General features: G+C 72.6%; 13 protein-coding genes and 1 pseudogene. 11 read left to right on the top strand and 3 right to left on the bottom strand.

Going from position 1 to position 12,152, the window contains the following annotated elements:
- Positions 1-132: 132 nt before the first annotated feature.
- A pseudogene (locus tag QQM72_RS38120) lies at positions 133-1,227 on the bottom strand (DUF5937 family protein); the annotation flags it as partial.
- 224 nt (positions 1,228-1,451) lie between these two features.
- Here QQM72_RS38120 and QQM72_RS38125 point away from each other — a divergent pair.
- The gene (locus tag QQM72_RS38125; protein ID WP_314225393.1) at positions 1,452-1,661 is read left to right on the top strand and encodes a hypothetical protein; all 210 of its coding nucleotides are present in this window, start codon (positions 1,452-1,454) and stop codon (positions 1,659-1,661) included.
- Here the strand turns inward: QQM72_RS38125 and QQM72_RS38130 are convergent.
- Positions 1,651-2,829: a threonine aldolase family protein gene (locus QQM72_RS38130; RefSeq protein WP_314225394.1), complete on the bottom strand. Its 1,179-nt coding sequence runs from the start codon at positions 2,827-2,829 to the stop codon at positions 1,651-1,653. The two genes, QQM72_RS38125 and QQM72_RS38130, sit on opposite strands and share 11 nt — an antisense overlap.
- Positions 2,830-3,026: 197 nt before the next feature.
- Between QQM72_RS38130 and QQM72_RS38135 the strand changes: the two genes are divergently transcribed.
- The 10 genes from QQM72_RS38135 (at position 3,027) to QQM72_RS38180 (ending at position 11,384) form a co-directional block, all read left to right on the top strand.
- A complete protein-coding gene (locus QQM72_RS38135) occupies positions 3,027-3,992 on the top strand; it encodes a Rossmann-like and DUF2520 domain-containing protein (RefSeq protein ID WP_314225395.1) in 966 nt (321 codons plus the stop codon).
- On the top strand, positions 3,989-4,990 hold the full coding sequence (panC, locus tag QQM72_RS38140; protein WP_314225396.1) for a pantoate--beta-alanine ligase: 1,002 nt from the start codon (positions 3,989-3,991) through the stop codon (positions 4,988-4,990). The genes QQM72_RS38135 and panC overlap by 4 nt, the downstream gene beginning before the upstream one ends.
- Complete coding sequence (locus tag QQM72_RS38145) at positions 4,987-6,702, top strand: L-aspartate oxidase (protein ID WP_314225397.1); 1,716 nt, start codon at positions 4,987-4,989, stop codon at positions 6,700-6,702. The genes panC and QQM72_RS38145 overlap by 4 nt, the downstream gene beginning before the upstream one ends.
- 5 nt (positions 6,703-6,707) lie before the next feature.
- A complete protein-coding gene (nadC, locus tag QQM72_RS38150) occupies positions 6,708-7,709 on the top strand; it encodes a carboxylating nicotinate-nucleotide diphosphorylase (protein WP_314225398.1) in 1,002 nt (333 codons plus the stop codon).
- Positions 7,710-7,725: 16 nt separating this feature from the next.
- A complete protein-coding gene (locus QQM72_RS38155; RefSeq protein WP_314225399.1) occupies positions 7,726-8,523 on the top strand; it encodes a type III pantothenate kinase in 798 nt (265 codons plus the stop codon).
- A gap of 234 nt (positions 8,524-8,757) precedes the next feature.
- Entirely contained in the window at positions 8,758-9,447 is a 690-nt protein-coding gene (locus QQM72_RS38160; protein ID WP_314225433.1) for a hypothetical protein, read from the top strand.
- Positions 9,448-9,498: 51 nt separating this feature from the next.
- Positions 9,499-9,678, top strand: coding sequence for a hypothetical protein (locus QQM72_RS38165; RefSeq protein WP_314225400.1), 180 nt, complete (start codon positions 9,499-9,501; stop codon positions 9,676-9,678).
- A gap of 146 nt (positions 9,679-9,824) precedes the next feature.
- A complete protein-coding gene (locus tag QQM72_RS38170) occupies positions 9,825-10,265 on the top strand; it encodes a BlaI/MecI/CopY family transcriptional regulator (RefSeq protein ID WP_314225401.1) in 441 nt (146 codons plus the stop codon).
- 9 nt (positions 10,266-10,274) lie between these two features.
- Positions 10,275-10,823, top strand: a complete 549-nt coding sequence (locus tag QQM72_RS38175) for an amino-acid N-acetyltransferase (protein ID WP_314225402.1) — start codon at positions 10,275-10,277, stop codon at positions 10,821-10,823.
- 225 nt (positions 10,824-11,048) lie between these two features.
- Positions 11,049-11,384: a histone-like nucleoid-structuring protein Lsr2 gene (locus QQM72_RS38180; protein ID WP_020132476.1), complete on the top strand. Its 336-nt coding sequence runs from the start codon at positions 11,049-11,051 to the stop codon at positions 11,382-11,384.
- Here QQM72_RS38180 and QQM72_RS38185 read toward each other — a convergent pair.
- Positions 11,363-12,004 (bottom strand): SCO3374 family protein, encoded by a 642-nt coding sequence (locus QQM72_RS38185; protein WP_314225403.1) that lies wholly within the window; start codon positions 12,002-12,004, stop codon positions 11,363-11,365. The genes QQM72_RS38180 and QQM72_RS38185 overlap by 22 nt on opposite strands.
- Positions 12,005-12,152: the final 148 nt, after the last annotated feature.

The following is a 12,152-nucleotide window of genomic DNA, read 5'->3' on the forward strand; positions in this document are numbered from 1 at the left end:
CGGCGTTGTCACACGATCGAGGGGCGGTCTCCGTGAGACCACCCCCGCACGATCGAAGTCCCGCTACACTCCCGCCACCCGACGAAAAGACCAGGTCAGACAGCGAAATCCTGCTGGAGTACTAGGGCGCGTCCCTTCCAGGAAGTCGCTGCCCAGCCGGGCCACCACCGTCACGTCGAGCTGGTGCAGCACGTAGCGACCGCGCCGACGGGTGGTGAGCAGGCCCGCCTTCTTCAGGACGGCGAGGTGCCGGGATATCTCGGGGGCCGTCATGCCGTGCACCTGGGCCAGCTCGGTCGTGGTGTACGCACTGCGGGCCAGCAGGCGGCAGATCCGCATCCGCACGGGATGGGACAGCGCCGTCATCCGCAGGGTCAGCTGCTCCACCGAGGGCGGAGAGGCCAGCTCCGGCGAGCCCACGGGGTAGTGCAGCACCGGCTGCCAGCCGTACCGGTGCAGCACCATCAGGTGCGGCCAGCCGAGGCTCGTCGGCACCAGCAGCAGGCCGCCGTCCCCGGTGGTGCTGCGGCCCTGGACCAGCTTGTCCACGGTGATCCGCGCGGCGTCGGCGTCGAGCGTCACCGCCGAGGACACCGAGGCGAGGGCCTCCGCCAGGCCCTTGCGGCGCAGAAGATCCGTCTTGTAGCGGGCGTCCGTGGCGAGCGGGAGGCGCACCCGGGCCCAGACATCGGCGAAGAACGCCTCGTCGCAGTCCTCCAGGAACTGCCTCAGCCAGGCACGCACGCGTGGCGGGTCGTCGAGCAGCCGCTGAGTGAACCGCACCTGTCGTGGCCCGCGCGTGGCGGCCAGTTCGAAGGCGCGCCGGCGCAGCTTCGGGTCGGAAAGCACGCTGGGGCTCGGCACGTCGTACCCGGGCGCGCAGGTGAACTCCAGGGCGGAATCCACGAACTGCTCGTCCGTCAGCTTGTCCAGGAGGTCGAGCTCCTCGGCGAGCGTGGCCCCGGGGAGCGTGCTCCTGCCCGGGATGCCCGCGTACGGCAGGAAGATGTCCGAGAACGTCGTCCGCCACAGGAAGTCGGCCTCGCACATCCGGTCCGCGAGATGCGAGTCGAGCCCGGCGGTCACCCCGGTCACCCAGCCCTGAAGGCCGGGATGATGCCCCGGCTCGGACAGCGCGTGCAGCGCCATGCCGAGCTCGGCCAGGGGCGAGGGGACGACCGCGACCCTCTCCGGCCGCAGCCCCGCGATGTCGATGCTCAGGCTCATGCCCTCATGGTGCACCGCGCCACCGACAACGCGGCCCTCGATTGACGGCCGCCGTCAATCGACGCGACGCCGGGCATCGGCCGGGCGCAGCCTGAGGAGGCCGGGGCAGCCGCGGAACAGGCCTCAGGGCTCCCTTCCGCACGTCCTCCCCTGCCCAGACCACGTCCGGGCGGGGCCGTGTCCGGTCACCGTCCGGACGACGTTCGTTCCGAGAGGGATCAGCCATGAGCATCACGCAGCAGTACGCCCTCGACGCCTACCGGGCCCGGCAGCACGGCGAGCCCGTCGTGCCCGCGCCCGGCGCCCACGACTGGCAGGTGATGCGCGAGCTGCGGGACTACCAGCAGTACCGCGCGGTTCTCGCGGGCCGACCCGCCCACGGGCGGCTGCGGCAGGCCCTGGCCCGCCGGCTGCGCCCGCGTCCTACCTGCTGACCACCTCGGCCACTCGGCCCACGAAGTCCACGACCGCCGCCCGCACGTCGTCCGCCGTCCACGTCAGTCCGGCGGAGCTGACGGTGACCTCGGTGTACGACAGCCCCGGCCCGCCGCGGCTCCAGGAGCCGACGAAGAGCATCGCCTTCGTCTGCTCGGCCTGGAGGGCCGCCGCTTCGGCGAGCACATCGGGCTCGTACGGCAGCCAGACCTGGAACTCGTGCGTGTGCGGCACCTCGGGATGCACGCGTGCCCAGGGCACGCCCGCTTCGGCGAACCCCTCGCGCAGGGCGGCGGCCACCACGCGCGCGTGGGTCACGTACTCCGGCAGCCGGGGCAGTTCCCGCTCCAGGCCGACGAGCGCCGCCAGGGCGGTGGGGAACTGCTGGAAGACCATCCCGCCGTAGCGGTGCCGCCACGTCTTCGCCTCGTCCACCAGCGTCTTCGGTCCGGCGAGCGCGGCGCCGCCGAAGCCGTCGAGGGACTTGTAGAACGACACGTAGACGCTGTCGGCCAGGTCCGCTATCTCCCGCAGGGGGCGGCCGAAGTGGTGGGTCGTCTCCCACAGGCGCGCGCCGTCGAAGTGCACCACCGCGTCACGCTCGCGTGCCGCCTCCACGACCTCGGTCAGCTCCTCCCAGGAGGGCAGCACATAACCGGCGTCCCTGAGAGGCAGTTCCAGCATCAGCGCCCCGAAGGGCTCCTCGAAGGCGCGCACCTCCTCGGCCGTGGGCAGCCGGGGCTCGCGCGTCAGCCGGACCGTGCGCAGTTCGCTGACGGCGCCGAACGCGCCCCGCTCCCACACCTCGGGATGGCTCAGCGCGTGCAGCGCGACCGTGGGGTTGCCGGTACGGCCCGCCCAGCAGCGCAGGGCGACCTGCTGGGCCATCGTGCCGGTCGGGAAGAACGCCGAGGCCTCCGTGCCCAGCAGCCCGGCGACCCGCGCTTCCAGCGCCGCCACGACCCCGTCGCCGTAGAGGTCCGCGGGCTCGTCCAGGTCGTGGACCTGCGGCGCGGCCTCGTGCAGCAGCGCGAGCCGGTCCCGCAGCGTGCCCCGTGCACCGTCGCGTGACAGGACGCGTTCCGCGTCCCGGTAGGCGGCCGCCCGCCGCTCCCGCAGGCGCTGCTGCGCCGACTTCTCCTCGCCGTGTTCCGCCGTGTTCGTCATGCACCGGATGATGCCGTGCGACGGCCCGCGGAGCCACGGCCGTTTCCGGCCCCCGCCCGCCCTCCGGGCCGCAGGTCGGGAACGGGTGGGATAACCCACAGCCTGTGGACAACCGGACGCTCCCCGGACGGATAGCGTTAACATGACGAGAAATCGTCCGGTACCCGGAGCGGACTGGAACGGAAGGCCTCCGTCGCGTGAGTACATCCCAACAGCCAGACCCCAGGGACCGCCCCGCGCGGCTCGCCGTCGGCGTCGTCGGCGCCGGCCGGGTGGGCCCCGCCCTGGCCGCGTCCCTCCAGCTCGCCGGACACCGCCCGGTCGCCGTCTCCGGTGTCTCCGACGCCTCCAGGCGGCGAGCCGCGCTGCTGCTGCCCGACGTGCCCCTCCTCCCGCCCGCCGAGGTCCTCCAGCGCGCCGACCTGGTGCTGCTGACCGTCCCCGACGACGCCCTGCCCGGGCTCGTGGAAGGCCTCGCCGAGACCGGCGCCGTACGGCCCGGCCAGCTGATCGTGCACACCTCGGGGCGCTACGGCGCGAAGGTCCTCGACCCGGCCCTGCGCGCGGGCGGGCTGCCGCTGGCCCTGCACCCGGCGATGACCTTCACGGGCAGCCCCGTCGACGTCCAGCGCCTGGCGGGCTGCTCCTTCGGCGTCACCGCGCCCGACGAGTTGCGGCTGGCCGCCGAGGCTCTGGTGATCGAGATGGGCGGCGAGCCGGAGTGGATCGCCGAGGAGAACCGGCCGCTGTACCACGCGGCCCTCGCCCTGGGCGCGAACCACCTGGTCACGCTGGTCGCCCAGTCCATGGAGCTGCTGCGGACGGCGGGCGTCGAGGCCCCCGACCGGATGCTCGGCCCGCTGCTCGGCGCCGCCCTGGACAACGCGCTGCGCTCCGGCGACGGCGCGCTCACCGGCCCCGTCGCGCGCGGTGACGCGGGCACGGTCGCCGCGCACGTCGCCGAGCTGCGCGAGCACGCCCCGCAGACCGTGGCCGGCTACCTGGCGATGGCCCGCGCGACCGCCGACCGGGCGCTCGCCCACGGGCTCCTCAAGCCCGAGCTCGCCGAGGACCTCCTCGGGGTACTCGCCGACGAGGCCCACGGCACTTCGGGAAACCCCGGTGCCCCGGGCACGCACGGCACCGAAGGAGATGCCGGATGACCACCACCCTGCTGCGCACCGCCGCCGAACTGCACGCACGCGCGCGTGGCGGCCGCCGGGCCGTCGTGATGACCATGGGCGCCCTGCACGAGGGCCACGCCACCCTCGTCCGCACCGCCCGGGAGCTCGCGGGGCCGGACGGCGAGGTCGTCGTCACGGTCTTCGTCAACCCGCTCCAGTTCGGCCAGGGCGAGGACCTCGACCGCTACCCGCGCACCCTGGACGCCGATCTCAAGCTCGCCGAGCAGGCCGGCGCGGACATCGTGTTCGCCCCGTCCGTGGACGAGGTCTACCCGGGCGGCGAGCCCCAGGTCCGCATCACCGCCGGACCCATGGGGGAGCGGCTCGAGGGCGGCTCCCGCCCCGGACACTTCGACGGCATGCTCACCGTCGTCGCCAAGCTGCTGCACCTCACCCGGCCCGACATCGCCCTCTTCGGGCAGAAGGACGCCCAGCAGCTCGCCCTGATCCGTCGCATGACGCGGGACCTGAACTTCGGGGTGGAGATCGTCGCCGTGCCCACCGTGCGCGAGGAGGACGGGCTGGCCCTGTCCAGCCGCAACCGCTATCTGTCCGCCGCGGGCCGGCGCACCGCGCTGGCGCTCTCCCAGGCCCTGTTCGCGGGCCGCGACCGGCATGCCGCGCAGGAGGCGCTGCGGGCCCGCGCGCGTCAGGTGCCCGCCACGCGTGCGCGTGCCGAGGCGCTCAGCGCCATAGGGGAGTCCCGCGCGGCGGCCGACGCGCACGCCGTCGCCAAGGCCGCCCCCGGCGACCCGGCGGCCATCCGCGCGGCGGCCCGCCTGGTCCTCGACGAGGCCGCCCGGCTGGACCCGCCGCTGGAACTGGACTACCTCGCGCTGGTCGACCCCTCGGACTTCACGGAGATCACCGACCACGAGGACGACTTCACCGGCGAGGCCGTCCTCGCCGTCGCCGCCAGGGTCGGGACGACCCGGCTGATCGACAACCTCCCCCTCACCTTCGGAGCCGCCTCGTGACCAGCACAGGCATACGACTGCACGCACCCGCGCCCGGGTGGAGCATCGCCGCGGACGTGGTGGTCGTGGGCTCCGGCGTCGCCGGCCTGACCGCGGCCCTGCGCTGCGAGGCCGCCGGCCTGACGACGGTCGTCGTCACGAAGGCCCGGCTCGACGACGGCTCCACCCGCTGGGCGCAGGGCGGCATAGCCGCGGCCCTGGGCGAGGGGGACACGCCCGAACAGCACCTGGACGACACACTGGTGGCGGGCGCGGGCCTGTGCGACGAGGGCGCCGTGCGGATCCTCGTCACCGAGGGCCCCGACGCCGTGCGCCGGCTGATCGAGACCGGCGCCCACTTCGACGAGTCCGAGGGAGGCGGCCTGGAGCTCACCCGCGAGGGCGGCCACCACCGCCGCCGTATCGCCCACGCGGGCGGCGACGCGACCGGTGCGGAGATCTCCCGGGCGCTCGTCGAGGCGGTACGCGCGCGGGGCCTGCGCACGATCGAGAACGCGCTCGTGCTGGACCTGCTCACGGACGCCGACGGCCGTACCGCCGGCGTCACCCTGCACGTCATGGGCGAGGGCCAGCACGACGGTGTGGGCGCCGTGCACGCCCCCGCGGTCGTCCTCGCGACCGGCGGCATGGGCCAGGTGTTCTCCGCCACCACCAACCCGTCGGTGTCCACCGGCGACGGCGTGGCGCTCGCCCTGCGCGCGGGCGCGGAGGTCTCCGACCTGGAGTTCGTCCAGTTCCACCCGACCGTGCTGTTCCTCGGCGCGGACGCCGAGGGCCAGCAGCCCCTCGTCTCCGAGGCCGTACGCGGCGAGGGCGCCCATCTGGTCGACGCGGACGGCGTGCGCTTCATGGTCGGGCAGCACGAGCTGGCCGAACTGGCGCCCCGCGACATCGTCGCCAAGGGCATCATGCGCCGCATGCAGGAGCAGGACGCCGAGCACATGTTCCTCGACGCCCGCCACTTCGGCGCCGACATGTGGGAGCACCGCTTCCCGACGATCCTGGCCGCCTGCCGCGTCCACGGCATCGACCCGGTCACCGAGCCCGTCCCGGTCGCCCCGGCGGCCCACTACGCCTCCGGCGGCGTGCGCACCGACTCCCACGGCCGGACGACCGTGCCGGGCCTGTACGCGTGCGGCGAGGTCGCCTGCACCGGCGTGCACGGCGCGAACCGGCTCGCGTCGAACTCGCTCCTGGAGGGCCTCGTCTACGCCGAGCGCATCGTCACCGACATCGTGGAGAGCCGGACGGACGACGGCCTGCACGCGCGGGTGCCCGCGCCGGTGGAGCGCCCGGAGAAGCCGGCGCACCCGCTCCTCGCCCCGGAGGCCCGGTTCGCCATCCAGCGGATCATGACCGACGGCGCGGGCGTACTGCGCTCCGCCGAGTCCCTGGAGAAGGCGGCCGGCCAGCTGGTGCGGCTGCACTCCGAGGCCCGCGACGCCCTCGACGAGAACGGCAAGACGGCCGAGCCCGGCGTCGACACCTGGGAGGCCACCAACCTCCTGTGCGTGGCGCGGGTCCTGGTCGCCGCCGCCCGGCAGCGCGAGGAGACCCGCGGCTGCCACTGGCGTGAGGACCATGCCGACCGCGACGACGCGAACTGGCACCGGCACATCGTCGTCCGGCTGAATCCGGACCGCACGCTCGCCGTACACACCACCGATACCGCAGACTTCCCCCCGACCCGGCAGCACCTCCAGGAGCAGTGACAGACGTGAGCACCCCCGACCTTCCCCTCGCCCAGAGCGGCGGCTGCGGCGACGGCTGTGCCTGTGGCGCCGACACAGACACCGATTTCGCCGGCGAGGGATACGCCGAATACGCGGAGTGCGGGCTCGACCCCGCGCTCGCCCAGCTGCTGTCCGACGCCGGACTCGACCCCGTGGAGGTCGAGGACATCGCCAACGTCGCCATCCAGGAGGACCTGGCGCACGGGGTGGACGTGACCACCGTCGCGACCATCCCCGAGGAGGCGGTCGCCACCGCCGACTTCACCGCGCGCGAGGCGGGTGTGGTGGCGGGCCTCAGGATCGCCGAGGCGGTCGTCTCGGTCGTCTGCACGGACGAGTTCGAGGTCGAGCGGCACGTGGAGGACGGCGACCGCGTGGAGGCCGGCCAGAAGCTGCTGTCCGTCACCACCCGCACGCGTGACCTGCTCACCGCCGAGCGCAGCGCGCTCAACCTGCTGTGCCGGCTGTCCGGTATCGCCACCGCCACGCGCGCGTGGGCGGACGTCCTGGAGGGCACCAAGGCACGCGTGCGTGACACCCGCAAGACGACGCCGGGTCTGCGCTCCCTGGAGAAGTTCGCCGTCCGCTGCGGCGGAGGCGTCAACCACCGCATGTCGCTGTCCGACGCGGCGCTGGTCAAGGACAACCACGTGGTCGCCGCGGGCGGCGTCGCCCAGGCCTTCGAGGCCGTGCGGGAGACGTTCCCGGACGTCGCGATCGAGGTCGAGGTCGACACCCTGCACCAGTTGCGGGAGGTGGTCGACGCCGGCGCGGACCTGATCCTGCTGGACAACTTCACGCCCGGCGAGTGCGCGGAGGCCGTCGGTGTCGTCGGCGGGCGCGCCCTGCTGGAGGCGTCGGGCCGGCTGACCCTGGTCAACGCCAAGGCGTATGCCGACACCGGCGTCGACTTCCTCGCCGTCGGTGCCCTGACGCACTCCTCGCCGATCCTGGACATCGGTCTGGATCTGCGAGCGGCGGAGTAGGGAACGGGGACCGGCCATGCTGTTGACGATCGACGTAGGCAACACGCACACCGTGCTCGGCCTGTTCGACGGTGAGGACATCGTCGAGCACTGGCGGATCTCCACCGACGCCCGCCGGACCGCGGACGAACTGGCCGTGCTCCTGCAAGGCCTGATGGGAACGCACCCGCTGCTCGGAGAGGAACTGGGCGACGGCGTCGACGGGATCGCGATCTGCGCGACCGTGCCCTCCGTGCTGCACGAACTGCGCGAGGTGACGCGGCGCTACTACGGCGACGTGCCCGCCGTGCTCGTCGAACCCGGCGTGAAGACGGGGGTGCCGATCCTCTTCGACAACCCCAAGGAGGTCGGCGCCGACCGCATCATCAACGCGGTCGCGGCGAACGAGCTCTACGGGGGCCCGGCGATCGTCGTCGACTTCGGCACGGCGACGACGTTCGACGCGGTCAGCGCGCGCGGGGAGTACGTCGGCGGGGTGATCGCCCCCGGCATCGAGATCTCCGTCGAGGCGCTCGGTGTGAAGGCCGCGCAGCTGCGCAAGATCGAGGTGGCCAGGCCCCGGAGCGTGATCGGCAAGAACACGGTCGAGGCGATGCAGTCCGGGATCGTCTACGGGTTCGCCGGCCAGGTCGACGGCGTGGTGACCCGGATGGCCCGCGAGCTGGCGGACGACCCGGACGAGGTCACCGTGATCGCGACGGGCGGGCTGGCACCGACGGTGCTCGGCGAGTCCTCCGTGATCGACGAGCACGAGCCGTGGCTGACGCTGATCGGGCTGCGCCTGGTGTACGAGCGGAACGTGTCCCGTATGTGAGCGCGAACGCCGTCGCGGACGAGCGGGGGCGGGCAAACCAGGACGGACGGCGGGCGGAGGCGGGCGGGCGGAGGCCGGAGGCGGGTGGTCCGGCAAGCGGGCGGAGGCGGGTGGTCCGGCAGGCGGGGCCACCGGGGCGGATCCCGGACGCGCCACACCCGTCCCCTATGTCGAATTTGTCTGATTAGCGCGTATCGTCGCGGCATGCCCACGCCCTACGGATCTCGCGGCGGCATGGCCTTCGGCACGGAGGAGTTGCGTGTGCTCCGCCGCGCCCTTGCCCTCGCCCTTCACCCCGGCCCCGTCTCCGCCGAGGACATCCAGGACTGTCATCGCCTCGCCGAGTCCCTCGACGAGGCGACGCGCGAGGCCGCTCGACTGCGGGCCTTCCTGGTGGCCGACCTCGCCCGGTACCGCGCCGCCCTCCCCGGCACCGCCGCCGGCTACCTCGCGCTCCTCAGGGAGGTGCTGCCGACCGGCTACCGGCCCGAGCCGGACGACCTCGCCGCCCTGCGCGCCCTGCGCGGCAACCCCACGGCCGCCGCCCTCCTGGGTCGCTGTCAGATGCTCGCCGAACGGGACGTGCGCGCCCGTCTGGCCCGTCGGGCGGCCCACGGGGATCCGGAGGCCGCTCCCACCGTCCCGGCCTCCCGTGCCCGGCTTCTGGCCCTTCCCGGGGGCCTCTCCGGGGACGGTCGCGCCCACCCGTCCGTCGCCGCCGGCGACACGGGCGGTCGCCCGGGCGAGGAGCCGCGCAGGAAGCCCGCCGGGAAGCCCGCCACGCCCGCTCCCGGACCGGTCCCCGCCGAGCCCGCCCCGGAGCCCGCCAGGCGGCCCGTCCCGACGCCGGGCGAGGTCTTCCCGCGCCGCAGACCGGCCCCGCCGCCCGCCAACCCGGAACAGCGGCGGCTGGCCGTCGGCTGACACGGGCGACCCCGCCCCGATGTCCCGCTCCGCCCTGGCTACCCTGGTTCCATGGACTATGTCTCCGCGCTCGTGCCTCCCGTCGTCATGGCCGTGTTCTTCATCGGTGTGATCAGGGTGATCGTGAAGACCCAGGGCGGAGCCAACAAGGCCAAGGAGGACGCGGCCGTCGACGCCGTCCTCGCGCGCGCGGACGGTGCCCGTCAGGCCCCCGTGGGCCCCGACGCCTGACCGACCCGCGACGCTTCCGCACCGCCCGGGCGTGCGGCTCTTTTCGGAGCCGCACGCCCTTTTTGTTCCCGTTTGCCGATGAAAGCGCACGTCCGGCACGCGATTGGCGAGATCTCCCACTATTGTTCTGAGCTGTGCCTCGCCCATTGGGAGAACTCGAAGACGCGGTCATGACGCGGGTGTGGAAGTGGAACCGCCCGGTGACCGTTCGAGAAGTCCTGGAAGACCTTCAGCAGGAACGGTCCATCGCCTACACCACGGTGATGACCGTTTTGGACAATCTCCATCAGAAGGGCTGGGTGCGCCGGGAAGCCGAAGGCCGGGCCTATCGATATGAGGCGGTCTCGACCCGGGCCGCCTACGCGGCCGCCCTGATGAACGACGCCTGGGCGCAGAGCGACAACCCCGCCGCCGCTCTCGTCGCCTTCTTCGGGATGATGAGCGAGGAACAGCGGCTCGCGCTGCGCGACGCCGTACGCATGGTCCAGGGTCCGGAAACTGTCGAACCCGCAACTGCGGGGGGTCCGGGGAGTACGGGGAGTGCCGGTGAGAACCCCGGCTCGGCGACGGAGTCCGACGGACGATAGCGTCCGCACATGTCAGCAGAGAGTCCCTCGGCCGAGAACCCCGAAGTCACCGCTAAAGCCATCACCGTCCGGCGGGCCCGGACCGGCGATGTCTCCGCCGTGCGCCGTCTTCTTGACGCCCACGTCCGCGGTGGCATCCTGCTCGACAAACCGACGGTGACGCTTTACGAGGACATCCAGGAGTTCTGGGTCGCCGAACGCGACGACAACGCCGAGGTGGTCGGCTGCGGCGCCCTGCACGTGATGTGGGAAGACCTGGCGGAAGTCCGCACTCTCGCGGTGAAGCCCGGGCTGAAGGGCGCGGGCATCGGTCACCAGTTGTTGGAGAAGTTGCTCCACACCGCACGCTGGCTCGGGGTTCGACGCGTTTTCTGTCTGACCTTCGAAGTCGACTTCTTCGGCAAGCACGGCTTCGTGGAGATCGGTGAGACGCCGGTCGACACCGATGTGTACGCGGAGCTGCTGCGTTCCTATGACGAGGGCGTCGCGGAGTTCCTCGGACTCGAACGAGTGAAACCGAACACCTTGGGCAACAGCCGGATGCTTCTGCATCTGTGATCGTCGACGTCCATTCACAGGGACCCGCCTTGCCCGGTTCCCTATGTCCGAAACGCGCACGTTTCCGGGCTGGGGGCGGGCTGTGGGTCCTCGCCGGGGGTTTGTGTTTTCCCAGCAAAAGCGGTTTGCTTTCCGACGTACTGCTGTACTGCATATAACAGGGCGCGGCTAAACGGCGGACGCCGCGGACCCCCGGCCCTCACGTTTTCGATGAAAGGAAATCCGGTGGCACAGAAGGTTCAGGTCCTTCTTGTCGACGACCTCGACGGCGGCGAGGCGGACGAGACCGTCACGTTCGCGCTGGACGGCAAGACCTACGAGATCGACCTCACGACTACCAATGCGGACAAGCTCCGTGGACTTCTCGAGCCCTACGTGAAGGGTGGCCGTCGTACCGGTGGCCGTGCTTCGGGCGGACGTGGAAAGGCGCGCGCCGCCACCGGCGGCAGCCAGGACACCGCCCAGATCCGCGCGTGGGCCAAGGAGAACGGTCACGAGGTCAATGACCGCGGCCGCGTTCCCGCGTCCATTCGCGAGGCTTACGAGAAGGCCAACGGCTGAGCGCTCGCGCGCCGCAGCCGGACACGGTGACAGTGCGTCGCCAGCGTGTCCACCAGCCGTACGAGATCGGGGGCGCCCCCAACGCCCCCCAGCGCCGACATCCTCGGCAGCGAGGCCTCGGCCTCGCACCCTGCCACGGGGGGCCGCAGCCAGACAGCGGCCCCCTGCACCGGCCCGGGACGGTTCAGGCCCGGATCGCGGCCCTGGCTTTCGCCGGGGGGTGGCAGGGGCGCCTCGATGAGTCCGCCCGCGCCGATCGCCGTCAGATCCAGTGGCAGCGCCCCCCACTCCAGCCACTCCAGGATTCCCGGCACTTCCTCCGCGCCGCCCGCCGCCACCAGCAGCCGCATCCGGTCGCCCCGCACGGCCACCGGCGAGCCCGGCGTGAGTCGCCGCAGTGCCGCGAGGCCCGCCTCGGCCGGCACGTCCAGCACGTCGAAGCGCTCGCCGACCAAAAGTCGTACCGGCTCCCCGGGCACCGTCGGCCACCCCAGTTCGTTCTCGTACCAGCCGCGGATCCGGTCGGCCGGATCGTCCGGGTCTGGCGGCCGTCGGGGGAGAGGGACCGTGAGGATCGCAGCGGCGGCCGAGCGGACAGCCGGTGGGACGGAGCCAACCATGCCAAGTGCAACCGTCGAAAAGGCCCGCGAGTTACGCTGGGTGTTTGAACGGATGCTTCCTGTGTCGACAAACAGGGCGTGTGGGGGTGTCGGGACGCGCAAGGTTGTTCGCCCATAGCGGAGGGGACCGGTGCGCACGGCATGGACT

Origin of the sequence: Streptomyces zaehneri, from assembly GCF_032248645.1 — a bacterium.
GTDB lineage: Bacteria > Actinomycetota > Actinomycetes > Streptomycetales > Streptomycetaceae > Streptomyces > Streptomyces coriariae.

What these genes read in the sequence shown, in the direction of transcription:
- QQM72_RS38125 (WP_314225393.1), top strand. Translation starts at nt 1,452, where the DNA reads ATGAGCATCACGCAGCAGTACGCCCTCGACGCCTACCGGGCCCGGCAG.
- QQM72_RS38130 (WP_314225394.1), bottom strand. Translation starts at nt 2,829, where the DNA reads ATGACGAACACGGCGGAACACGGCGAGGAGAAGTCGGCGCAGCAGCGC.
- panC (WP_314225396.1), top strand. Translation starts at nt 3,989, where the DNA reads ATGACCACCACCCTGCTGCGCACCGCCGCCGAACTGCACGCACGCGCG.
- QQM72_RS38155 (WP_314225399.1), top strand. Translation starts at nt 7,726, where the DNA reads ATGCTGTTGACGATCGACGTAGGCAACACGCACACCGTGCTCGGCCTG.
- QQM72_RS38160 (WP_314225433.1), top strand. Translation starts at nt 8,758, where the DNA reads ATGGCCTTCGGCACGGAGGAGTTGCGTGTGCTCCGCCGCGCCCTTGCC.
- QQM72_RS38165 (WP_314225400.1), top strand. Translation starts at nt 9,499, where the DNA reads ATGGACTATGTCTCCGCGCTCGTGCCTCCCGTCGTCATGGCCGTGTTC.
- QQM72_RS38175 (WP_314225402.1), top strand. Translation starts at nt 10,275, where the DNA reads ATGTCAGCAGAGAGTCCCTCGGCCGAGAACCCCGAAGTCACCGCTAAA.
- QQM72_RS38185 (WP_314225403.1), bottom strand. Translation starts at nt 12,004, where the DNA reads ATGGTTGGCTCCGTCCCACCGGCTGTCCGCTCGGCCGCCGCTGCGATC.